Raw genomic sequence first — 23,395 nt, 5'->3', positions numbered from 1 at the left:
ATATCGCGCAGATGCGCGGGGGAACTCTGTCATGAGACAGGAAATGCGCGGATTTGACGACGGGCAGATCGAGGGGGCGCCCGCGAAGCGACGGCCTCGCCGCCTCTCGCAGGTCTTTGCCGAAATGATGGAGGAAAACAGCGGCCCGGTATCGCTCCGCGCGATCCGCGACGCCCTCGGCGACCGCGGCTTCGCCGGACTTCTGGTGTTCTTCGCCGCCATCAACATGATTCCCCTGCCCCCACCGGCTTCCGCCTTTCTCGGCCTTCCGCTGATCATCATTTCCGCGCAGATGGCCTACGGCAGCGAACGCGCCTGGCTGCCGCGCTTCCTCATGGACAAGTCGATCTCGCCCGAGCAGTTCCGCAAGCTCATGCTCTGGGTGATTCCGCGTCTCGTGCGGCTGGAGCGCGTCATCAGGCCGCGCTACTGGCCGTTCTGGCGTCGCCACGGGGACCGCTTCATCGGCCTCGTCACGCTCTTCCTCGGCGTGATCGTCACCCTGCCCATCCCTCTGGGCAACTGGCTGCCGGCCTGCGCCACCGCTCTGCTTGGGCTGGCCGTGTCGGAGCGCGACGGTTTGCTCCTCGTTGCCGGCGGGATCGTCGGCATCGCTGCACTCGCCGTGATCGGCGTGGTGGTCAGCACCGCCGGTTTCATCACACATGCCGTCTTCGGCATCTTCTAGGCCGGGCAAGGGACGTTAAGGTTTCCTGCTTACGCTCGCGGCTCCTGAACATTGGGCTGGGCATGCAGAAGATCGTCCTTGTCACGGCAGGCGGGCCGCATCCGTGGATCATTGCAAACGCGCTGATCGGGCGCTTCGGGCCGATCGATGTCGTTCTGGAAGACGGTGAACCACGCTCAGCTCTCATCAGGCGGCGCGTCCGGAAATTCGGCTATGTCAACGCGGCAGGTCAGACCGCCATGATGGTCTGGACCGTGTTGGCAAAAAAGTTGCTCAAGGGGCGGATCGCCGGAATGATCGCGGAAAACCGGCTGCGGCCGGAGCCCGTGGCGGGCCAATCGATCGTCCGAGTCCCGTCCGTCAATGGGCCTGAATTCCGCGAGGCTGTCGAGCAGCTGAAACCCGACCTTCTGTTTCTGGTCGGGTGTCGCATCATGAAGGCGGAAATGCTCGGCGCCATGCCCTGCCCGATCATCAACTATCATGCCGGCATAAACCCGAAATACCGCGGCATGAATGGCGGCTACTGGGCGCTCGCCAACGGCGATCCGGAGAATTTCGGCGGAACGGTACATCTGGTCGACGCTGGCGTGGATACGGGTGGCACACTCTATCAAGTGCGCGGCAGGCCTGCATCGGACGACAACTTCATGACCTATGCGTTCCGGCAGGCCGCCATGTCTCGCGACATCTGCATCAAGGCGGCAGAGGATGCCCTTGCCGGTCGGTTGACGACAGTGCCTTCGGACCTGCCGTCGCATCTCTGGTATCATCCGACGATCTGGCGCTATCTCTGGACCGGTCTGACGAAGGGCGTCTGGTAAGCGCAGCGAGACCGCCATGCGATCGCCCATCCGCGACATCGTCTCCTGTCGTTTTTGAAGGCCCGCGCGTCGTCCGACAACAAGCAGGCCGATCCGGCTTCCATCAAAACTCAAACATCGAGAAAGAGTGCTGCAAATGGCCGATCTGATTGTCGTCTACTGGCGCGACATTCCTGCCCAGGTGATCGTGAAGAAAGGCCGCCAGAGCGCCAAGCGGGAGCTTCCGCTGCGCTTCACCGAGGCCATCGACATGGCCGCGATGCGGTCCGGGGCCGCGGAAACCGACGCCTATCTCGCCGAGTGGCGAAAGGCGAGCCCCGTTGCGGTAGGCGACGACCTCGAGGCCGAAGCGGAAAAGGCGGCGGCCAGTATCGATGCACAATACGACCGGGAGCGGCTTGTCGCTCTCGCGAAATCCGGCGGCAAGGAAGATGTCTGATACCCAGCCGATCCCGACAACGGCAAAAGGGCCCGCGAGCGCCGCTCCTGAAACCATTCCGCCCTCCGCGGCGGGAGGCGTGACGCAGGCGACCATCGTCAAGAAGACGGCCCCGAAAAGCGATTACAAGCCAGCGGACGTGTCGCCGCAGCGCCGCATACAGCGCTCCTTCGCCGTACGGCTCTGGTCGATCCGCCACAGCCGCGCGCTGGAATGGTTCTATTCGAAGTTCGCCGACGCCTTTCTGCTGCTGCATCCGATCTGGAAGGGCATCGGCTACAGTCGCGTCGAGGCGCCGGTGAAGTTCGTCGAGAAGCGCGTCAAGGGCTTCATGTTCGACTGCCGCATGTGCGGCCAGTGCATCCTGTCTTCGACCGGCATGTCCTGCCCGATGAACTGTCCGAAGCAGTTGCGCAACGGCCCCTGCGGCGGTGTGCGCGCAAATGGCAATTGCGAGGTCGAGCCCGATATGCCCTGCGTCTGGGTCAAGGCCTGGGAGGGCTCGCGCAACATGGTGCATGGCGACAGGATTCTTGCCGTGCAGAAGCCGGTCGATCAGTCGTTGCGCGAAACCTCCGCATGGCTGAGGGTCACGGCGCTCGCGGCGGCCGAGAAGGAAGCTGCGCGCAACGGGGCGAACGCATGACCGGCCCCCGGCCTTTCCAGATCGACGAGAATCCGGCCGGCGTCCACCTGCCGCTGGAACCCCTGCCCGGCCACACCTCCCGCGGCAGGCTGGAACGAGTGCTGAGGCGCGGCGAATTTGCGGTGACGACCGAACTCAACCCTCCGGACAGCGCCGACCCCGAAGACGTCTACAACCGCGCAAAAGTGTTCGACGGCTGGGTCGACGCCATCAACGCCGTCGATGCGTCCGGCGCCAACTGCCATATGTCCTCGGTCGGCATCTGCGCGCTGCTGACGCGCATGGGTTACGCGCCCGTCATGCAGATCGCCTGCCGCGACAAGAACCGCATCGCCATCCAGGGCGACGTGCTTGGCGGCGCGGCCATGGGCGTCGCTAATATCCTCTGCCTGACCGGCGACGGCGTGCAGGCCGGCGACCAGCCCGGCGCGAAGCCCGTCTTCGATCTCGATTCCATGTCGCTGCTGGAGACGATCCGCATCATGCGCGACAACGGGAAATTCCTGTCGGGCCGAAAGCTGACGACGCCGCCGAAACTGTTCCTTGGCGCGGCGATCAACCCGTTCGCGCCGCCCTATGATTTTCGCCCCATCCATCTTGGCAAGAAGATCGCCGCCGGCGCGCAGTTCGTGCAGAGCCAGTATTGCTTCGACGTGCCGATGTTCAGAACCTTCATGCAGAAGGCGCGCGACCTGGGGCACACCGAGAAGGTGTTCATCCTTGTCGGCGTCGGCCCCCTCGCCTCGGCGAAGACGGCGAAATGGATTCGTTCCAACGTGCCCGGCATCCATATTCCAGACGCCGTCATCAAGCGGCTTGAGGGCGCGCAGGACCAGAAGAAGGAAGGCAAGCAGCTCTGCATCGACATCATCAACGAGGTGAAGGAAATCCCCGGCGTTTCCGGCGTCCATGTGATGGCCTACCGTCAGGAGGAATACGTCGCCGAGATCGTCGATGAATCAGGTGTGCTGAAAGGCCGCCAGCCCTGGAAGCGCGAGGTTCGCGCGGACGACAAGCTGGTCGCCGAACGCCTTGGCCACCTACTGCATGACAATGTCACGGAAACCCAGGTCGACATGGTGAAGTCGGCGCATCAGGATGCGCCGGCCGCTTGATCGGCTTCAGATAACGATATAAAGAAGTCTTTATATCACTAGGAGAGATATATGACCCGCACGATCGTCGCATCGGCGACCCGCGAAATCGTCATTGGCTTCGATCAGCCCTTTTGTGTGATCGGCGAGCGCATCAACCCAACCGGCCGCAAGAAGCTGGCGGCGGAAATGCAGGCCGGCAATTTCGAGACCGTGATAAAGGACGCGCTGGAGCAAGCCGCGGCCGGCGCGACCATGCTGGACGTCAATGCAGGCGTCACCGCTGTCGACCCGAACGCGACCGAGCCCGGCCTTCTGGTACAGACGCTGGAGATCGTACAAGGGCTCGTGGACCTGCCGCTTTCCATCGACTCTTCCGTTACCGCCGCCATCGAGGCAGGCCTAAAGGTCGCCAAGGGACGTCCGCTGGTCAATTCCGTCACCGGCGAGGAGGAGAAGCTCGAGGCGATCCTGCCGCTCGTGAAGAAGTACGACGTTCCGGTGGTCGCCATCTCCAACGACGAGACCGGCATCTCGATGGACCCGGACGTCCGCTTTGCCGTCGCGAAGAAGATCGTCGAACGCGCCATGGACCATGGCATCAAGCCGGAGGACGTCGTCGTCGATCCGCTCGTCATGCCGATCGGCGCGCTGGGCGACGCCGGCCGTCAGGTCTTTCAACTCCTCTATCGCCTCCGCAATGAGCTGAAGGTCAACACCACCTGCGGCCTCTCCAACATCTCCTTCGGCCTGCCGCACCGTCACGGCATCAACGCTGCCTTCATCCCGATGGTGATCGGCGCCGGCATGACCTCCGCCATCATGAATCCCTGCCGGCCGCAGGAGATGGAGGCTGTGCGCGGCGCCAATGTGCTGGCCGGGACCGACAAGGACTGCATGACCTGGATCAAGACCTACAAGGACTTCAAGCCGGGCGAGCATGCCGCCCCGCCGCCAGTCGCCGTCGTTGCCCCCGGCGACTCGGCTGCAGCTGGCGGCCGCCGTCGCGGTGGGCGTGAGGCGAGACGAACGGCGCAGGTATAGCCAGTATTGATATGAACGCTCCCGTCCCTCCCACCGATCCTCTCGTCCTCTTCATGCCCTCGGGCAAGCGCGGGCGCTTCCCGGTGGGTACGCCGCTGCTGGACGCCGCCCGGTCGCTGGGCGTGTACGTGGAATCGGTCTGCGGCGGGCGCGCGACCTGCGGCCGCTGCCAGATCGAGGTGCAGGAAGGCAATTTCGCCAAGCACAAGATCGTCTCCTCGCTCGACCACATATCTCCCAAGGGTCCGAAGGAGGAGCGCTACGAGCGCGTGCGCGGCCTGCCCGAAGGCCGCCGCCTCTCCTGCTCGGCCACAGTGCAGGGCGATCTCGTCATCGACGTGCCGCAAGACACCGTCATCAACGCGCAGGTCGTGCGCAAGGCGGCGACCGACCGCGTCATCGAGCGCAATTCGCCGGTGCAGCTTTGCTATGTCGAGGTCGAGGAACCCGACATGCACAAGCCGCTCGGCGATCTCGACCGGCTGAAAGCCGCTTTGGAGAAGGAATGGGACTGGAAGGACCTTCTGGTTGCGCCATACCTCATTCCTGAACTCCAGAAGATCCTGCGTACGAAGCTGCCCGACCAACCTGAACTGACGCCGGGAACATGGGGCGTCACCGCCGTCGTTCACCGCGACATGGAATCGGCGCGGCCCTTCATCACCGCGCTCTATCCCGGCCTCAAGAACGAGGCCTACGGCATCGCCTGCGACATCGGCTCGACGACGATCGCCATGCATCTGGTCTCGCTGCTGTCCGGCCGCATCGTCGCGTCTTCCGGTACGTCTAACCCGCAGATCCGCTTCGGCGAGGATCTGATGAGCCGCGTTTCCTACGTGATGATGAATCCGGACGGACGCGAGGCGATGACCAGGGCTGTCCGCGAAGCGGTCAACACGCTGATCGGCAAGGTCTGCGCGGAAGGCGGCGTCGACCGGCATGACATTCTCGACGCCGTGTTCGTTGCCAATCCGATCATGCACCACCTGTTCCTCGGCATCGATCCGACCGAGCTTGGTCAGGCGCCTTTCGCGCTGGCGCTTTCCGGCGCCATCCAGTTCTGGGCGCACGAGATCGATATCGAGGTCAATCGCGGCGCGAGGCTCTACATGCTGCCCTGCATTGCCGGCCATGTCGGCGCGGACGCGGCCGGCGCAACGCTTTCCGAAGGACCCTACCGGCAGGACAAGATGATGCTGCTGGTCGATGTCGGCACCAATGCCGAGATCGTGCTGGGAAACCGCAATCGCGTCGTCGCCGCCTCTTCGCCCACCGGCCCCGCCTTCGAGGGCGCGGAAATCTCGTCAGGCCAGCGCGCCGCGCCGGGCGCAATCGAGCGTGTCCGTATAGACCCGGCAACGCTGGAGCCGAAATACCGCGTCATCGGTGTCGACAAATGGTCCGACGATGAAGGGTTCGAGGAGGCAGCCAGGGCAACCGGCGTCACCGGCATCTGCGGCTCGGCGATCATAGAGGTGGTCGCGGAAATGTACCTCTCCGGCATCATCTCGGAGGACGGCGTCGTCGACGGCAGCCTCGCGGCCCGGAGTCCGCGTATCATCCAGAACGGCCGCACCTTCTCCTATCTGCTCCGCGAAGGGCAGGATGGCGGGCCGCGCATCACGGTCACGCAGAACGACGTGCGCGCCATTCAGCTTGCCAAGGCTGCGCTATATGCCGGCGTGAAGCTACTTATGGAGAAACAGGGCATCGAACACGTCGACACCATTCGTTTCGCCGGCGCTTTCGGTTCCTTTATCGACCCGAAATACGCGATGGTGCTCGGCCTCATACCGGATTGCGATCTTTCCGAAGTGAAGGCGGTCGGCAACGCGGCCGGCACCGGCGCTTTGATGGCGCTGCTCAACCGCGATCATCGCCGCGAGATCGAGAAGGAAGTATCGCGGATCGAGAAGATCGAGACGGCGCTGGAGCCGCATTTCCAGCAGCTTTTCGTCAACGCCATGGCGCTGCCGAACAAGGTGGACCCATTCCCGAAACTTGCCGAGCAGGTGAACCTGCCCCCGCGCAAGGTGATGGAATCGGTCGATGGTGCGGGCGATGCTGCTCCCCGCCGCCGCTCGCGTGAGGAACGCGCCGCGCGCCGCAATCGCGACTGAGCTGGGCGAGACTTAAACGAGAGCCAAGGCGAGCGGCCCGCTTTAACAGCGGAATTCATTCGCATACAAACGTTTCCGCAGCGTAACAAAAATTCCATCCTATGGGGTTTTATCGCCATTTGTTCGAAACAATTCGTTCTTATCTGTGCATGATCCGATAGGCCGCCTGACATTGCTGCGGCTGTTACGACAAGATGAGGAACGATCATGTTCGAGAGTCTGACGCGCATAGCCCGCACCCGCGCACGCCGTCGCACCGAGCAGATGCTCGATCGGCTGCCGCTGGAAATTCAGAAGGACATCGGCTGGCGCTGGTCGCCCAGCCGTCGTGAGCCTGCGACGCCAAAACTTCCGGACTGGAATTTCTGATCCGCACCCACCGGGTGCGCAACATCCGGCTTGAATTATCTCGAGCCGGCTTCAGATTTCCATTGAAGGGACCGCCACGATTTGAGGCGAGTATCGGCAATGCCCAGTTTACAAAGCCATATCGTCGCTCTCGTGCTGAAGCACACGCGGAAAAAGGCGTTCGCGAGCGCCGCGGGCATGAACGCCTGGATCGACGCCGCGCGCCTGACGGAGGATCATCGGCCTTCCCGCGCCGTTGCGGGGCGCCTCTCGATCACACAACATACGGTCGACGGCTTTCCTGTATACGAGGTGTCGCCGCGAAGCGGCGTACGCTCGCCGCAGCGTATCCTCTACCTGCATGGCGGGGCGTTCGTCTTTCAGATCACGCGCTATCACTGGTCGCTGATCGCGGAACTCGCGGAACGGCTGGAAGCGCCTGTTACCGTGCCGATCTATCCGATCGCGCCGCAGCATGACTTTCACGCCATGTTCGGCATGGTGACGAAGGTCTACGATGCGATGCTGCAGCGCTGGCCGGCCAGGGACATCGTGTTCGTCGGCGATTCGGCCGGCGGCAACATGGCCGTTGTCCTGGCCATGATGTCGGCGGAACGTGGGCTGGATCTGCCCGGACGACAGGTGCTGATTTCGCCCGGCCTCGACATGTCCTTGCAGAATCCGGAAGTCTATGAAGCGGAAAAGATCGATCCGTGGCTCGGCATTGCCGGCGGCCTCGAAGCCGTCCGCCACTACAGCGCAGGCATCGACCGCACCGACTGGCGCATCAGCCCGATCTTCGGCAATCTCGGCGTCCTGCCTCCGACCCTGATCCTGTCCGGTACGCGCGACCTGCTCCATCCGGATACGGTCCGCTTCGCCGAACAGGCCTCAGCAGCAGGCGCGTCTGTCCATCTGATGATCGAGCCGGGCATGTTCCACGTCTGGCCGTTGATCGGCATACCCGAGGCGCGCCGCGCTCGCGACCGTATCGTCGCGTTCCTGACCGCGATCAGCCCGTTCACGGAGTGATGCCGGCGAACATCGCGAAAGCCGTGCTGCCCCAGCACATCGGTGAGATATTCGTGGGTGAACGGGCTTTCCAGAGTGCCGAAGCGCGCCATCTCCTCCATCCAGAAGCGCTCCTGCTCCGCGTGGCCGGGAATCCAGTTCGAATCGCCAAGGATGCAAAGCACGCCGCCGGGTTTCAGGATGCGGAACGCCTGATCCAGCGCCTTGTGCTCGTCGATGATGTGATGGAAACTCTCGAAGAAAACCATGGCGTCCGCCGACTGGTCGGCGACGAAATCAGCCTCTTCGAGCGTGCTGCAGTGATAGCTCACGTTTTCCGCGAGCTGCGACATGCGACGAAGCGCGAGAAAGTCGGCAACGCGCTTCCGCGCCGTCTCGAGCATGACTTCGGCAGGTTCCAGGCAGATCACATTGTACCGCAGCCCGGCAAGGATTTCGGTCGTCCAACCGGTGCCGGACCCGATCTCCACGATGGTAGCCTCCGGCGCGAGACCCATCGCCCGGATGCCGTTGAGGATCTGGAACATATTGTTGAAGAAGTTCGGATGGCCGGGATTCCAGTCCAGCGGCTTCTGCCAGAAGCCGAGCTGCTCGTCTTCGGTGAGCGTGCGCGGATAAGAATCCGCAGCCGCCTTCAACTCCTGGAAACTGTCGGTCGAATCTCCCTTGAATCTCGTATGCATATCACCCCCGAAGATTCGCGACGCTCGTCCCGCGTGCCGCCGCGATCCCAAACCGACCCGGGAGAATGGGTAGCCCGCGCCCGCCAGTGCTGCAAATGAAAATCGACAAAGGCCTGCTTGTCGCCGCCGGCTCTCAGAACTTTCCGGTTTCCTTGAAGACCTCGAAGGTCGCGCGGATGTGGTCGGCGACCGCCTTGACCGGCGCACTCGCCTCAGGCGCGACGACCATGGCAAGTTGATAATTTCCGATATCCGGCATGCCGTCCTTGGGTCCCAGCTCCACCATTTCGTTGCCGAGGAACGATCGCGGCAGTGGCGCGACGGCCAGATCGGCCATGATCGCCGCACGCTGACCGGCCGTATGCGCACTCATGTAGGCGATGCGATAATTGCGCCCCTCCCGACCCAGCGCCTCGAGAGCGCCTGCTCGCCAGGCGCAGCCTTCCTCCCAGAGAGAGACCGGCAAGGGCTCGCGCAGATGCGCGCACCCTCCCTTGGCTCCCGCCCAGACAATCGGCTCGGTCAACAGAGTCTCGGCGCCCGTCGCGCTCGATTTGTAGGAATTGGTCAGCAGCGTGATATCGAGCGCGCGATCGTCCATGCGGCGGCGCAGGTTGCTGCTCTGGTCGATTGTCACGTCCACCGCGATTGACGGGTGCGATTGTGCAAAGCGCTTCAGGACCTGCGGCAGGACACGCTCGCCATAATCGTCGGGAGAACCGAGGCGCACCACTCCCACTATGTCGGGGATGATGAATTTTGACACGGCCTCCCGGTTGATGGCCAGCAGCCGGCGCGCATAGCCGAGCAGGATCTCGCCATCGGTGGTGAGCGTCACCGAACGCGCGTCGCGCGAAAAAACCGCGCGGCCCAGAATATCCTCAAGCTTCTTGATCTGCATCGAGACGGCAGAGGGCGTCCGGAAGACGGCATTGGCGGCGGTGGTGAAACTGCCCGTCTCCGCGATAGCGGTAAAGGTGCGCAGAACGTCGAGATCGAGCAGCGGCAACGGATGATTGAGCGGGGCGTTCAAGTGGACCTCTCTTCAGAAAACTTGATCCAACTGATCATTTCATTTCGTTTGATTGAAAAGCTTTCAAGCACCATAGTCAACACCGTCAAGGATGAATGCCGCCTCCTCCTGCCAACCGGAGGCAAGCTTCACCGCCTCGCTCGAAGCATGGAAGGAACATGAAATGTCGATACTGACGACAATCGAGCGCATTGCACATAGCTACAGCGAAGCCCGCGCTCGTTATTTGACGGAACGTGCGATTCAGCGCCTCCCCGTCGAGTTGCAGAAGGACATCGGCTGGCCTGATCCGATGGACACACGCCCCGACCGCAGGTTCCTGTCGCAAACCCGCACGGGCAATTGCTGATCGCGAGCCACAGCCTGCCGGCTGTCGCCGGCAGGCTCGGTTGAGCCGTATTGCGTGCAGGGCATGACACCCATCACCTGGCCGCATAGCTGCGAGATATCCATCATTAACCCGCGGTAAATGATTGAAATTTCGGCGCCCTTTTTCCTGCCCGTCGCAATCTGGATGTCGCTTTTTCGTTGGAGAGCTTCGCTTTTGGCGCTGAATTTCGCCGCGTTCATCACTACATCAACGCCATCGAACGAGATGCCCCACTCCTAACAGTCTAGCGAAGGCACCCCGTGTAACTCTGATGCATGGAGACGTGTCATGACGATCTTTTCCCGCCTTTTCGGCAAGCGTAACCAGTCCAATATTGCCACGACGCTGGAGCGCCAGCGTTTGAGCAACACCATGCCGGGGCAGACCGCGGCTGTTGCCGCGAACCGTCTGGGCGTGCTCGTCCACTGAGCCGCACAGCCTTTCAGTTTTTCGCCTTTTGAATCGCCGCCTTTGCGAAAGCAAGGGCGGCGTTTGTTTGTGCCTGTCTGCGACATCCGGAACGCGCGCTCAAAGTGACATGTCGCAAATTTAATGCTCACGGGGCCCCGGACCCATTGACAAGATTGACGTTACCTGTTGTCAACTTTGCTGTTAGCGACATTCTGTTCGCGACATGACAGGCGTGAGGCAAAAGTGACGGCGCCCAGAAATCCGATCAAGCGATCCCTTGTCTTTTTTCTCGTGCCGGATTTCACGATGGTCGCTTTCGCGACGGCACTGGAGCCGCTGCGCATCGCCAATCGTATGCTGGGTTACGACGCCTACAAGTGGCGGTTGGCGAGCTATGACGGCCGGCCGGTCAAGGCGTCGAACGGCGTGGAATGCGCGGTCAACGGCTCGCTGGAGGAAGAACGGCGAAAGCTGGCAGGACCGGATCGCCCCTCCATCGTGTTCGTATGCAGCGGCGTCAACGTGGAAAGCTACAACAACCGCTCGGTTTTCGCCTGGCTGCGTGAAGAGTATAATCGCGGCGTCGGCGTCGGCGGCCTGTGTACGGGAGCCCATGTGCTGGCTTCGGCCGGGCTCCTGTCGAACAAGCGCTGCGCCATCCACTGGGAGAACCTGCCCGGTTTCTCGGAGGCCTTTCCGAAGGCGAACGTCTTCGCAGACCTCTATGAGGTCGACCAGAATGTGTATACCTGCGCCGGTGGAACTGCCGCGCTCGACATGATGCTGAAGCTCATAGGGGACGATTTCGACGAAGGTCTCGTCAACCGGGTTTGCGAGCAGGTCCTCACCGACCGCGTGCGCAGCCCGACCGACAGGCAGCGCCTGCCGCTGCGCGCGCGGCTCGGCGTTCAGAACGCCAAGGTCCTGTCGATCATTGAACTGATGGAAGCGAACCTCTCCGAGCCGCTTTCGCTGATCGAAATCGCCGATCATGTCGGCCTGTCGCGGCGGCAGATCGAAAGGCTGTTCCGGCAGGAGATGGGGCGCTCGCCTGCCCGGTACTATCTGGAGATCCGGCTCGACCGGGCGAGACATCTCCTGATCCAGTCGGCGATGCCGGTCGTTGACGTCGCGGTCGCCTGCGGCTTCGTATCGGCCTCGCATTTCTCGAAATGCTACCGCGAGCTTTACGCGCGCTCGCCGCAGCAGGAGCGCCTGGACCGCAAGCAGCTTCTTGCAGCCTGACCGGAAAGTCTCTGATCTGCCAGGGTTACCGGGCGTCCCACATCCAGCTACGATCCCGCCACATCTTTTCCCCGACCAGACAGTCATATTGCGGCCGGGCCTGTGCATGGATGACGGGCAATGGCCCGGCATCGGCGGCGATGCGCCTCAGATGATCGGCGCCCGCAAGTTCCAGAACAAGCTTGCGCCTCACCGCCTCGGGGAACTGCTCCCAGTCGTTCACCGGGATCATGAAGGAGCCGGGGCCTCCGATCACACAGTCGGTGTAGTAGAGATCGAGATCGGTAACGTCATAGGCGCTGGTAAAGCCGCCATTGGTCATCAGCGGTAACCCGTTGATGATGATGCCTTGAGCCACCGCCGCATCGCGCGAATTGTTCACGGCAGGCCCCTGATTGTTCGGCCCGTCGCCTGAAACGTCGATCACACGCTTCATGCCCCGGAAATTCGTCTCCGCGAAGAGATCGACCCCGAAATCGATGGCGCTGGATATCGAGGTGCGGCGCGCGCTGTTTGACGGGGCTGCGGTGAGTTGTTCGGCAACCCGCTCGGCATCTTGCGGCGATGCGATGACGGTCCACGGCACGATCACATGCTGCGATGTCGAGCCGGCCCATTCGAAATAGGTGATTGCGACCTTGCCGTAGCCGCCACTTGCGATCGCGTCGAGAACCTGCTTGTCCGTCAGCGCGGCCGCATAGCCCTTGCGCTGGATTTCCAGTTCCATCGGAGACATGGAAAGCGAAACGTCGACCGCCAGAACAAGCTCGACGTCGACAGGTTCGGCCGCATACGCTTGAGGGACAGGAAAGAAACCCAGCGCGGTAGCTACGCTGCCCAGTATTCCCCACCATGCATGCGCCGGAAGAGACATTCCCTCAAGGTAAGCGAGATTCGCCCTGCGACAAAGAACTCAGTCGAAATGCGTCGCCGGGACGGTGCTCACGATTTCGAGAGCACGTCCTGCAATTCGGGTATCGAGGTCAGCTTCGCGGCTTGAGATTCTCCGGATCGTAGAGCGGCTTGTAGCCGATACCCACGACCTCGACCGGATAGGCCTCGCCGAAATATTCGACCGCCAGCTTTCGCCCTTCCTGGCAGTACGCCCACGGCAGATAGGCGAGCGCAATGTTCCTGCCGATGGTCGGACCGTAGGCGACGGAGGTCGTAAAGGAACGGCGCCCGAGTTCGTCCATCAGCGTTTCGCCCGTATCCAGGTCCATCACCGGCATGTTGCCGACCGGATAGCGCGCGATACCCCTGGAATCGCGATTGTCGGTCATCACCAGCGTGCAGAGCATCGCCGGCTGATGCGGGCGGGCCTTGTATTCCAGATGCTTCGCCTTTCCCCGAAAATCCGCTTCCTTGACCTTCGGCCGCGCAAGGTCCGCCTCGATCAGATTGTATTCGGTGAGCAGATCTGCGTTCTGAAGGCGCAGGCTCTTCTCCATGCGCCGCGAATTCGCATAGGTCTCGACACCGAAGGCCATGACGCCGGTGGAACGCAGCGCATCCCAGACGGCGAGCCCGTCCTCGTAGCGCATATGCAGTTCCCAGCCCTGCTCGCCAACATAGGAGATGCGGAAGGCGGTCACGTCCTTGCCGGCGATACGAACAGGCTTGATGGCAGCGAAGGGGAAAGCCTCCGGCGCGAGGCTCGCCGGGTCCTCCACCACCCTCTGCAATGTCGCGCGCGCGTTCGGTCCCCATATGCCGATGGTCACGAACTTTTCCGTCACGTCGGTGACCGTCACGTTGAACCCTTTGTCCTCCGCGATGCGCTTCACGTAGTGGAAGTCGCGCGGACCGGCATCGGCGCCGTCGATGACCCGACAGCGGTCAGCCATGCGGATGACGGTGAGGTCGGCCCGCACCATGCCCTCGTCATCGAGGAAATGCGTGTAGATGCCCTTGCCGATATTGGCGTCGCCGCCGATCTTCGCCGCACACAGCCATTCCATCAGTTCGACATGATCAGGCCCCTCCACGTCGAACATATAAAAGTGCGACAGGTTCACGATGCCGCAATCCTCGCTCATGGCGAGATGTTCGGCGTTCGAGACGCGCCAGAAGTGACGGTTGTCCCACTCGTTCTCGCGCACCGGAACGCGGTTGCCGTATTTCTCCAGCAGGGGCTCGTTGGCGGCATAGCCATGCGCGCGCTCCCAGCCGCCGAGTTCCATGAAATAGCCGCCAAGTTCCTTCTCGCGCTCGTAGAAGGGCGAGCGGCGTATGTTGCGGCCGGTCGCGTAGGGCTCGCGGGGGTGGACGGCCGGGTTATAGACCTTCTGCGCCGCCTCGCCGCAGCGACCGGCAATGAAGTCTTCCTTCAACTGATGCGGATAGAAACGCGAATAGTCGATCTTCGCGTGATCGACGGCAGTACGTCCGTCCGTCATCCAGTCGGCGACCAGCTTCGCCATGCCCGGCGCATCCTTTACCCAGATGGCGACGGCGTACCAGAGCCCCCTCACCTTCTGGCTCTCGCCGATGGACGGTCCGCCATCGGCCGTCACCTGCAAGAGACCGTTGAAGGAGCGGCGCTCCTCATAACCGAGCTCGCCGAGGATCGGCGTGAGTTCGATGGCGCGTTCCAGCGGCTCCAGGATCTGCTCCATGTCGAGATCGCGCTGCGACGGCGAGAGGCGGGCCTGCTCCTTCTCCAGAAGCTCACGGGGATGGACGAGCCGAGGATTGTGCTCCTCGTAATAACCCCACTCGATCATACCGCCTTCCGACGTCGTCGGATCGCCCGTATCGCGCATATAGGCCGAGTTGCCCTGATCGCGCAGCAACGGCCAGCCGATCTCCTTGCCCGTACCGGCGAACTCCGTGTAGGGGCCGAAGAAGGTCAGCGGGTGATCGATCGGCATGACGGGGAGATCTTCGCCGGCCATCTCGGCGATCAGGCGACCCCACAGGCCGGCGCAGACCACGACATAGTCGGCGAAAATCGTGCCGCGATCCGTCACGACGCCCATGACGCGGCCGTTCTCGATGACCAGCGATTTCGCCGGCGTGTTGGCGAAGGCGCGCAGTTTTCCCGCCTTTTCGGCCTGATCCACCAGCTTGCCGGCAACCGTCTGCGAGCGCGGGATGACGAGGCCCGCATCCGGGTCCCACAGGCCGCCCTGCACCACGCTTTCCTCGATGAGCGGGAATTTCTCCTTGATCTCGGCCGGCTCGATCAGCCGGGCGCGCGTGCCGAAGGCCTTGGCCGAGGACACCTTGCGCCTGATCTCGTCCATGCGGGCATCGTCGCCGACCCGCGCCACTTCGAGGCCGCCGATGCGCTCGTAGTGACCGAGCTTGCCGTAGAAATCGATGGAGTAGAGCGAGGTCCAGCACGACAGGAAGTCGTGGCTGGTCATGTAGCAGAAATCGGAGGCGTGCGCCGTCGAGCCGATATCGGTCGGAATGCCGGACTTGTCGATGCCGACAATGTCGTCCCAGCCGCGCTCGATCAGGTGATGCGCGACCGCCGCGCCGACGATGCCGCCGAGGCCGATAATGACGACCTTCGCCTTTTCCGGAAACCCTGCCATTGCCCGTCACTCCGCGATGCCTTTGCGCGCACACTATAAGGCGATGCGGCGCGAGTGCAGCTTGTTTGCGACATGGCAAAAACGGCCCGCGACCTCGGGCGCCAACGCCCGCCACCATAAACCTTAACCGAAGGTTCGTGACGAGCGTTAACGCTTTCGCACAGGACCGCTGGTAGGACTGTGAGCCGTCATGTTGCATCCGGAAAGGCCCGCGATGAGCGTCGCGCTGAACGAAAATCGCAAGCGTCGGGAGACCGTTTCGGCGGCAGGCCCTTATCTCGCGTCTCCGCTGGCCATTCTGGCGATCGCCGTCATCGCCGTCTGCCTGCTGCTTTCTCTGCCGGTCTCCGTGCCGATCGGCCCGATGTATTGGGACGTTTATATTTATTACGACGCCGCCAACCGCATATTCAGCGGGCAGGCGCCGATCCTAGACTTCTTCACGCCTGTCGGGCCGCTCGGCTATTATCTCTTCGCGGGATGGCTCGCCGTGTTCCCCAACGGCCAGCCGGCCCTGATGGCCCATTGGTCGCTGCTCGCCGTCACCGCACCGCTTATGGCGCTTGTGGTCTGGGACGTGCAGCGCCGCTCGCGCATCGTTGCGCTCGCGCTGCTCGTTCCTTTCCTGATCTTCGCGCTGCTGCCTTTCAACACGCGCGAGTTTTATCCATTTCCGGGCTCGGACGCCTTCGGCATCTACAACCGGCAGGTCTGCCAGATGCTCTACGTGCTGGTGGCCGCGATCCTGTTCATGCAGGAACGCCGGTTGCTCGCAGTCGTCATCACGCTCGCCATCATGGCGATGTTCTTCCTCAAGATCACAGGTTTCGTGGCAGGCGGCATCATTGCGGCATACGCCTTCATGGCTGGCCGCGTCCCGTTGCGCCACGCAGTGGCATCAGCGGTCGCGTTCTTCGCCATCCTTGGCATCCTCGAAATCGCGACCGGCATTGTCAGTGCTTATGTGCGTGACATCCTGCTGCTGGTGGAGATGAACAGCGGTACGCTGGCGCCGCGCTTCCTGCAGTCGGCATCGCTGAATTTCGGCATGCTGGCGCCGACCGGGATGCTCGCGCTGCTGCTCATCTGGAGCAATCGCGCGAAGCTGATCGGCAGGGCAAAAGGAGCCTTCGCCGGCGCCAGTCTTGTCGAGGCAGCCGCCTTCTTCGACAGCAAGGCGTTCTGGCTTCTCGTCGTGCTTTTCGCCGGCATCCTGTTCGAGACGCAGAACACCGGCAGCCAGGCTCTCATCTTCCTCTGGCCGGTCGTGCTCGCCGTCATTCTCGGTATTGGCGGAATGATCTCGCGGCCCGCCCTGATGATCGCGGTCGCGGGACTGTCCGCCGCGATTTCCCTGCCCCCTGCTGTCGCGATAGCCGAGCGCGCCGCGCGGGCTTATGTGGGCGGCATCAAGAATACACATCTTGAAGCCAGCAACCTGAAGACACTCGGCCACGTCAACATGCGTGAGGAAGTGGCCGACCGTGTCGAACACATGCTCGGTTTCTATCCGGAGCATCGCGCGCTTTACGATGACATGATCGCGGTCGGCGAACTGCCGACGCCGGTCCTCTATTCGGACTTCGACTTCCAGATCATCTATCTGGGCGCGGTCGCCCGAGCGATCGATTCCATACACGCGCTGGAGGCAGCAAGGGGTGTCCGCTTCGAAACCATCGCGTCGCTGAATTTCGTCAATCCGTTCCCGTGGCTGATGGACAGACGGGCGCCCAGGCATATCGCCATCGGGGCCGACCCGTTCCGCGCCGTCCCCGCGCCCGGATCGGCCGAAGAGACGGCCGTGGCGGAGACCGATCTGGTCCTCTATCCGACGTGCCCGCCGACCACCGCCAACGCAGCCCTTTACAAGCTCTATGAACCCGCGCTCGTAAAGCACAGGCGCATAAGGCTCGACGCCTGCTACGATGCTTTCGTGAATCCGAAATTCACCGGGATCGAATAGACATGAAAAAGCCGGGCGCGAGGCCCGGCTTCGTTTCGGCTATGGCTGGCCTTACTTGACCTGGCTCTTCACGAAATCCTTCACGATCGCGACGATACCGCGCGACATGAGGTCGTCGAGCGCTTCGATGAACTGGTCGACATGCTCGCGCTGGCAGATCAGGGGCGGCAGGAGCCGGATGACGTTGCGATTGTACTCGGTGAAGGCGACGAGCACGCCGTAGTCGCGCAGAAGCAGCGCACCGAGGAAGCCCGAGAGCGAGCCCTTCAGCTTGTCGTCGAGCATGGCGACGACCGGACGCAGCACCATCGGCAGCGTCTGGCTGAAGTCGTGCAGTTCGAGGCCGATCATGAAGCCCTTGCCGCGAACTTCCTTGATGATCTTCGGATACTTGGCCTTCAGGACTTCCAGCCTCTCCAGCAGATAATCGCCGGTCACCGCCGCGTTCTCGATCAGCCCCTCGTCATAGAGCACGTTGAGCGTCTCGATGGCCGTGATCGACGCCTCGCCGATGCCGCCGAAGGTTGCAGCGGCATGGATCATCGCCGTCTTCGGCGTGCCATAGGCCTTCATGTACACATCGCGCCGGGCGATCATCGCCGCCATGGCCGACTTGCCGCCGCCGAGCGACTTGGCGACTGCGGTAATGTCCGGCACCACGCCATAGTGTTCAAAGGCGTAGAAACGTCCCGAACGCCCGACGCCGCACTGCACCTCGTCGGCGACCCAGAGCACACCGTGCACGTCGCACAGGCGGCGCAATCTGTGCCAGAACGGCGCCGGCGCCTGGTTGATGCCGCCGCCCCCCTGAATCGTCTCCAGCACGATGGCGCCGATGTCCGGATGGGCGATGAAAGCGCGCTCGATGGCGTCGATATCGCCGAACGGCACTTTTATCGTGTTGTCGGTGAGCTTGAACTCGCTGCGGTATAGCTGTCCGTCGGTGATGGACAGCACGCCCTTCGTCTTCCCGTGGAACGAGTTTTCCGCATAGACGATTTTCGGCCGGGCCGGGCCGGCCGCGCGTTCCGCGAGCTTGACCGCCGCTTCCATCGCCTCGGAACCCGAAGAGCCGAGGAACACCATGTCGAGATCGCCGGGCGAGATCTGTGCCAGATTGTAGGCCAGCGCCGAGGCGTATTGCGACATGAAGGCGATGGCGATCTCGTGCCGGTTCTCCTCCTGGAACTTCTTGCGGACGTTCAGGATACGCGGATGGTTGTGGCCGAGCGCCAGCGAACCGAAGCCGCCGAAGAAGTCGAGGATCTTCCGGCCGTCCTGATCGTAGTAATACATGCCCTCGGCGCGCTCGATCTTGATCTTGTGGAAGCCGAGCAGCTTCATGAAATGCAACTGGCCGGGATTGAGATGCGCCTTGAACAGGTCGGTCATCCGCGCCACGTCGAGCGCCTTGGCCTCCTCCACGCTCATCAGCTTCGGTTTCGGCACGAAATTGTGGCCGACGCTCGGAGCGTCGACGAACTGCCGTGTGGTTTCAGCGTCGGGCTTTGTCATCACGTTCATCGAAAACTCCTATTCGGCGGGCACATGCGAGGCGGAGACCGGGCGGCCTTCCTTTTTCGCGCGATATTCGGTGTAGGCGGCGCTCAGCATGTCCTCGTCGCGATATTGCGGCACCCAGCCGAGGTCGCGCTTGCCCTTCGAGACGTCGAGCACGCATTCCTCGTCGGCGATGAGATACTGTTCGGGGTCCATGATCGGCATATTCAGCCAGTCGAGCAGGTCGAGGGTGCGCTTCACCGCCCAGCCCGGCGTCGGGATCAGGATCGACTTCGAACCGGCATGGCGGATCAGGTCGCCCAGCAGCTTGCGCACCGGCGGCGGGTTGAGAGAGCCGAGATTGTAGGCCTCGTTCGGCACCCCTGCTTTCCAGGCAAGCCGGGCGGCCTCGGCGCAGTCGAACACGGAGATGAACTGATAGGGGTTCTTGCCGGAACCGATCATCGGCACCGGAAGGTTCCAGTCGATTAGCTTGAACAGCTTTTCGAGGATGCCGAGACGGCCGGGTCCGATGATGAGGCGTGGGCGAAAGAGCGAGATGTTCATGCCTCGCTTGCGCCATTCGGCGGCCAGCAGCTCGGTTTCCCACTTCGACATGCCGTACTCGCCGAGCGGCGCCACCGGATGATCCTCGGTCATCGGATAAGTCACCGTGTGGCCGTAGATCATATCCGTCGTGAAATGCACGAGGTTCGGCGCTCCGGCCTTCGCCATGGCGTCGATGATGTGCACCGTGCCGTTGTAGTTCACGGGATAAAAGAACTCATGGCGCTTGGCTCGCACCTGGATGGGCGACAGCATCTTGGCCGACAGATTGTAGACCATGTCGTCCGCCCTGATGCCGATGGCCGCGACGGAATCGGGATCGGTCACGTCCGTCTTGATGTGGCGCACATGGCGGTAGTGCGGCAGGTCGGATTTGGCGATATCGGCCACCACGACTTCATGGCCATCGGCGACCAGCTTCGGCGCTAGGTGGCGGCCGACGAAGCCGTCGCCTCCAAAGATAATGTGTCTCATCGGGCTAGCTCACTCGTCTGGACTGGTTCCTGGGAAGGGGATGCCTCGGCATGGCCCGCGCCACCCTGAGCGATCAGGATGGTGCCGATGCAGATGAAGCCGATGCCGGCGATGCGCCATGCGTTGAGGTCCTCGCGGAACACGAAATACGCGAAGATCGCCACGGCGACGTAGGCGAGGCTGAGAAACGGATAGGCAAAGGACAATTCGACCTTCGACAGCACATAGAGATGCGAGGCCATGGAAATCACGAAGGTGCAGAGGCCGAGGAACACCCACGGGCTGAACACGATCTGCAGCAGCTTCACGATCGGGTTGACGCCGTCGAAGGAGATCGGCCCGAGCGCCATCATGCCCTGCTTGAGCATGAGTTGCGCCGCAGCGTTGGTCATCACCGTGAAGAGAATGAAGACAATGTATTTCATGCGATCGTCATCCGTACCGATTGCCTATTCCGCGGCCTGCGCGAGATGAATTTCCTGATTGAGCAGCCGCTCTCCCGTGCGCTGCCAGAAACCCGAGCTGAAAGCGGGATCGCGTCTGGCTGCCAGCTTGCGGAAATCGGGAAACGAGGCCGCGAACGTCTCCGCGCTCATACGCGCGTCCTTGTAGGGATTGACGGCGCCGCCGGCGTCTACCGTGATGCGGTCCAGCTCGGCGAGCAGCGCAAGCGTGCGTTCGCCACGGTGCGGGAAGTCGAGCGTAAGCGTATAGCCCGGCCGCGGGAACGATAGCAGGCCGGGCGATCCAATGTCGCCAAACCGCTTCAGGACGGTCAGGAACGACCCCTGCCCCGCCTTGTGCGACGCCGCCAGCAGTGCCGGCACGGCCTCGCGCGCCGCGTCAAACGGAATGACGCTCTGGTGCTGGTGCAGTCCACGCGGCCCATATAGCAGGTTCCAGTCGTTGACACCGTCCAGCGGAAAGAAGAAGGACTGATAGCCGGAGACGTGAACGCCCTGCTTGCGGCTCTTTGCCCAACGATAGGCTGCGTTGAAAAGCTTCAGGAACGGCTGGTTCAGCACCGTCATCGGCGGCGCGAACGGCACGCCGAGCCGCGCTTTCCTTATGGCCTGCGGTGAGGCGGCAGTCTCGGCGTGATTGCCTGTCAGCAGCAGGCCACGACCCGCATGCACTCCGGTTGCCAGTTGATCGATCCACGCAACCGCATATTCGTTGTCCGCGTCGGCGGCTTCCGCAAGGTCGAGATAGGCTTCGATGCTCGGGAACGGCACGACCCGCTCGGCCACGTCGAGCGACGGAACCTTCATCAGGTAAAGCCGCGCCGACAGGATCAGGCCGGTGAGGCCCATGCCGCCGATCGTCGCCGCGAAGAGTTCGGCGTTCCGGGTGCGCGAGCAGACGATCTGCTCGCCATCGGATCGCATCAGGATGAAACTGTCGACGTGACCGCCGAAGGTTCCCCGGCGATGATGGTTCTTGCCATGCAGGTCATTGGCGATCGCGCCGCCGACGGTGACGAATTGCGTGCCGGGGACGACCGCGGGAAAATATCCGTGCGGCGCGGCATGGGCGATAATGTCCGAAAGCAGGACGCCGGCCTCGACCTCGATCGCACCGTCGCTCGGGTCGAAAGACAGGATGCGGCTGCGGCCGCGCATGTCGATCATCGCGCCCCGCGGATTCAGGCACGAATCGCCGTAGCTCCGTCCGTTGCCGTAGGCGAGCAGCGAATCCCGCTCCGGCGTTCTCCGGGAAAGCGCCGTGATCGCCGCGTCCGCCGACATCGATCGATGGACGGGAGCGGCGACACGCCCAAAGCTCTCATGGCGGACTGTCATGGCGCCACCACCGCCGCGACGAGCAGCAGCGCGCCGAAGACCGTCACCAGCTGGCTGCGCCAGTCGCGCGTGATGAAGACGACGGGGTCGTGATGCATCTCGTCGCGTCGCGCCAGTATCCATATCCGCATGGTGAGGTAGAGCACGATCACCGCGAGCGGCCAGATCATGTAGGGATGCGCATACTGCTCACGCACCGCGTCGCTGTCGATGTAAAGCGCCAGAACCAGCGCCGAGGAGAAGGCGGAAGCCATGCCGGCCTGCGCGACGATATCCTCGTCTTCCGGCCGATAGCCACGCCCGGCGATGCGCTGCTTGGGATCGAGCGTCGTCGTGCGCAGTTCGACGTAGCGCTTCACCAGCGCAAGCGACAGGAAGAAGAAGGTGGAGAACGCCAGCAGCCAGAACGATATGTCCGTTCCGGTCGCGGCTGTGCCGGCCAGGATTCGCATCGTATAGAGTCCGGCAAGCATCAGCACGTCGAGCAGCAGCATACGCTTGATCGACAGCGAATAGCCCGTGGTCGCCACGAGATAGGTCGCCAGCGCGGCCATGAAGAGCGGCGGCAGGAACAGCGCCGTGGCGAAGCTCACGGCAAGCAGCAGCACCACGCAGACCATCCCGAATTTCATGGACAGGAGCCCGCTGGCGAATGGCCTGTTGCGCTTCGTCGCATGGCGGCGGTCGAGACCCAGATCGAAGAAGTCGTTGACGATGTAGACGGCCGAAGCAGAGGCGCTGAAGGAGATGAAGGCGAGGATGCACGCGCCGATCATCTGAAGATTGGCGTATTCGTGCGAGAGCACCACCGGCACCGCGATCAGCACGTTCTTGAGCCACTGGTGCACGCGCAGCATTTTCAGCAGCGTCTTGAGGGTAGGACGAGGCGTCTCCAGCAATTCGGCCTTATGCCGGGCCCGCCACCGGGCCGCCGGCCGGTCCGGGGCAACGACGACGGCCGTGCGGGCGGCATCGAACACCTTGAGGTCATGCCGGCTGTTGCCGACGTAGTCGAAACCGCCGTCGCCGAACGCTTCGCACAGCGCGGCGCGCTTGCGCTCGGATGTGAGGTTGTGAAGCCCGTCGGTCGCCATCACCCTGTCGAAGATGCCGAGATGGGCGGCGATCGCCTCCGCGAATTTGCGCGGCGTGCCGGTGGCGAGGATCGTCTGGCGCCCGGCTGCGCGCTCGGCCCTGATGCGTTCGACCACTTCCGCACGATAGGGCAGCAGTGTCGGATCGATGCTCACGCGCGCGGCGATTTCCTGCTTGAGACGCGCCGGCCCGTACAGCACCCAGAACGGGAGCATGAAAAGGCAGAGCGGGTGCTTTCTCAAAAGCAGGAACAGACCTTCCCACAAAAGGTCGGTCGCAATCAGCGTACCGTCGAGATCGACGGCAAACGGAATCGTCGTGTTGTCCGACCTCGCGTCCATCCGGCCTGCCACCCTGTTCTTGCCGTCCCGCGCCCTGACCGGGCGTCTTTGAACGCGGTATAGCGGGCCGGAGTCAGATAAGGCTTAACCGGGAGGGCGCCGGTGGGGTCGTCCGGGTGCTTTTCACGCGT

General features: G+C 62.7%; 22 protein-coding genes. 14 read left to right on the top strand and 8 right to left on the bottom strand.

Features of this window, described 5'->3' with window-relative positions:
• Positions 1 to 31 precede the first annotated feature (31 nt).
• The 10 genes from M9955_24775 to M9955_24730 all read left to right on the top strand — a co-directional run bounded on the left by M9955_24775 (position 32) and on the right by M9955_24730 (position 9,017).
• Entirely contained in the window at positions 32 to 688 is a 657-nt protein-coding gene (locus tag M9955_24775; protein MCO5084862.1) for an exopolysaccharide biosynthesis protein, read from the top strand.
• Positions 689 to 750: 62 nt separating this feature from the next.
• Positions 751 to 1,512 carry a formyl transferase gene (locus M9955_24770; GenBank protein MCO5084861.1) on the top strand — a complete coding sequence of 254 codons (762 nt, stop codon included), beginning with the start codon at positions 751 to 753 and terminating at the stop codon, positions 1,510 to 1,512.
• Positions 1,513 to 1,648: 136 nt separating this feature from the next.
• A complete protein-coding gene (locus tag M9955_24765; protein ID MCO5084860.1) occupies positions 1,649 to 1,951 on the top strand; it encodes a virulence factor in 303 nt (100 codons plus the stop codon).
• A complete protein-coding gene (locus M9955_24760) occupies positions 1,944 to 2,597 on the top strand; it encodes a methylenetetrahydrofolate reductase C-terminal domain-containing protein (protein ID MCO5084859.1) in 654 nt (217 codons plus the stop codon). Before M9955_24765 ends, M9955_24760 begins: the two co-directional genes overlap by 8 nt.
• Entirely contained in the window at positions 2,594 to 3,712 is a 1,119-nt protein-coding gene (locus M9955_24755) for a methylenetetrahydrofolate reductase (GenBank protein MCO5084858.1), read from the top strand. The genes M9955_24760 and M9955_24755 overlap by 4 nt, the downstream gene beginning before the upstream one ends.
• 51 nt (positions 3,713 to 3,763) lie before the next feature.
• Positions 3,764 to 4,735, top strand: coding sequence for a methyltetrahydrofolate cobalamin methyltransferase (locus M9955_24750; GenBank protein MCO5084857.1), 972 nt, complete (start codon positions 3,764 to 3,766; stop codon positions 4,733 to 4,735).
• A gap of 11 nt (positions 4,736 to 4,746) precedes the next feature.
• Entirely contained in the window at positions 4,747 to 6,855 is a 2,109-nt protein-coding gene (locus M9955_24745) for an ASKHA domain-containing protein (protein MCO5084856.1), read from the top strand.
• Positions 6,856 to 7,062: 207 nt separating this feature from the next.
• A complete protein-coding gene (locus tag M9955_24740; protein MCO5084855.1) occupies positions 7,063 to 7,224 on the top strand; it encodes a hypothetical protein in 162 nt (53 codons plus the stop codon).
• A 99-nt stretch (positions 7,225 to 7,323) separates the two neighbouring features.
• Positions 7,324 to 8,235, top strand: coding sequence for an alpha/beta hydrolase (locus tag M9955_24735; GenBank protein ID MCO5084854.1), 912 nt, complete (start codon positions 7,324 to 7,326; stop codon positions 8,233 to 8,235).
• Positions 8,235 to 9,017 carry a hypothetical protein gene (locus M9955_24730; protein MCO5084853.1) on the top strand — a complete coding sequence of 261 codons (783 nt, stop codon included), beginning with the start codon at positions 8,235 to 8,237 and terminating at the stop codon, positions 9,015 to 9,017. The genes M9955_24735 and M9955_24730 overlap by 1 nt, the downstream gene beginning before the upstream one ends.
• A 34-nt stretch (positions 9,018 to 9,051) precedes the next feature.
• On the opposite strand, the gene M9955_24725 is transcribed toward M9955_24730, so the two are convergent.
• The gene (locus tag M9955_24725; protein ID MCO5084852.1) at positions 9,052 to 9,951 is read right to left on the bottom strand and encodes a LysR substrate-binding domain-containing protein; all 900 of its coding nucleotides are present in this window, start codon (positions 9,949 to 9,951) and stop codon (positions 9,052 to 9,054) included.
• 163 nt (positions 9,952 to 10,114) lie between these two features.
• Between M9955_24725 and M9955_24720 the strand changes: the two genes are divergently transcribed.
• The 3 genes from M9955_24720 (at position 10,115) to M9955_24710 (ending at position 11,977) form a co-directional block, all read left to right on the top strand.
• Positions 10,115 to 10,300: a hypothetical protein gene (locus M9955_24720; protein ID MCO5084851.1), complete on the top strand. Its 186-nt coding sequence runs from the start codon at positions 10,115 to 10,117 to the stop codon at positions 10,298 to 10,300.
• Positions 10,301 to 10,609: 309 nt separating this feature from the next.
• Positions 10,610 to 10,750: a hypothetical protein gene (locus M9955_24715; protein MCO5084850.1), complete on the top strand. Its 141-nt coding sequence runs from the start codon at positions 10,610 to 10,612 to the stop codon at positions 10,748 to 10,750.
• A 225-nt stretch (positions 10,751 to 10,975) separates the two neighbouring features.
• Positions 10,976 to 11,977: a GlxA family transcriptional regulator gene (locus M9955_24710; protein ID MCO5084849.1), complete on the top strand. Its 1,002-nt coding sequence runs from the start codon at positions 10,976 to 10,978 to the stop codon at positions 11,975 to 11,977.
• A gap of 25 nt (positions 11,978 to 12,002) precedes the next feature.
• Here M9955_24710 and M9955_24705 read toward each other — a convergent pair whose 3' ends face one another.
• The gene (locus M9955_24705; GenBank protein ID MCO5084848.1) at positions 12,003 to 12,851 is read right to left on the bottom strand and encodes a DUF1194 domain-containing protein; all 849 of its coding nucleotides are present in this window, start codon (positions 12,849 to 12,851) and stop codon (positions 12,003 to 12,005) included.
• Between the two features lie 109 nt (positions 12,852 to 12,960).
• A complete protein-coding gene (locus tag M9955_24700; protein MCO5084847.1) occupies positions 12,961 to 15,522 on the bottom strand; it encodes an FAD-dependent oxidoreductase in 2,562 nt (853 codons plus the stop codon).
• A 214-nt stretch (positions 15,523 to 15,736) separates the two neighbouring features.
• Here M9955_24700 and M9955_24695 point away from each other — a divergent pair, with 214 nt between their 5' ends.
• Positions 15,737 to 17,485, top strand: coding sequence for a hypothetical protein (locus tag M9955_24695; GenBank protein MCO5084846.1), 1,749 nt, complete (start codon positions 15,737 to 15,739; stop codon positions 17,483 to 17,485).
• A gap of 51 nt (positions 17,486 to 17,536) precedes the next feature.
• Here M9955_24695 and M9955_24690 read toward each other — a convergent pair whose 3' ends face one another.
• The 5 genes from M9955_24690 to M9955_24670 form a co-directional block, all read right to left on the bottom strand.
• The gene (locus M9955_24690) at positions 17,537 to 18,916 is read right to left on the bottom strand and encodes an aspartate aminotransferase family protein (GenBank protein ID MCO5084845.1); all 1,380 of its coding nucleotides are present in this window, start codon (positions 18,914 to 18,916) and stop codon (positions 17,537 to 17,539) included.
• Positions 18,917 to 19,018: 102 nt separating this feature from the next.
• Complete coding sequence (locus tag M9955_24685; GenBank protein ID MCO5084844.1) at positions 19,019 to 20,026, bottom strand: NAD(P)-dependent oxidoreductase; 1,008 nt, start codon at positions 20,024 to 20,026, stop codon at positions 19,019 to 19,021.
• Complete coding sequence (locus tag M9955_24680) at positions 20,023 to 20,451, bottom strand: EamA family transporter (protein ID MCO5084843.1); 429 nt, start codon at positions 20,449 to 20,451, stop codon at positions 20,023 to 20,025. The genes M9955_24685 and M9955_24680 overlap by 4 nt, the downstream gene beginning before the upstream one ends.
• 24 nt (positions 20,452 to 20,475) lie before the next feature.
• Complete coding sequence (locus tag M9955_24675; GenBank protein ID MCO5084842.1) at positions 20,476 to 21,774, bottom strand: FAD-binding oxidoreductase; 1,299 nt, start codon at positions 21,772 to 21,774, stop codon at positions 20,476 to 20,478.
• Positions 21,775 to 21,824: 50 nt separating this feature from the next.
• On the bottom strand, positions 21,825 to 23,264 hold the full coding sequence (locus M9955_24670) for a UbiA family prenyltransferase (protein MCO5084841.1): 1,440 nt from the start codon (positions 23,262 to 23,264) through the stop codon (positions 21,825 to 21,827).
• Positions 23,265 to 23,395 lie beyond the last annotated feature (131 nt).

This window comes from Rhizobiaceae bacterium, assembly GCA_023953845.1.
In the GTDB taxonomy this organism is placed as follows: Bacteria; Pseudomonadota; Alphaproteobacteria; order Rhizobiales; family Rhizobiaceae; genus Arvimicrobium.
This window is presented reverse-complemented; position numbering and strand designations above follow the sequence as displayed.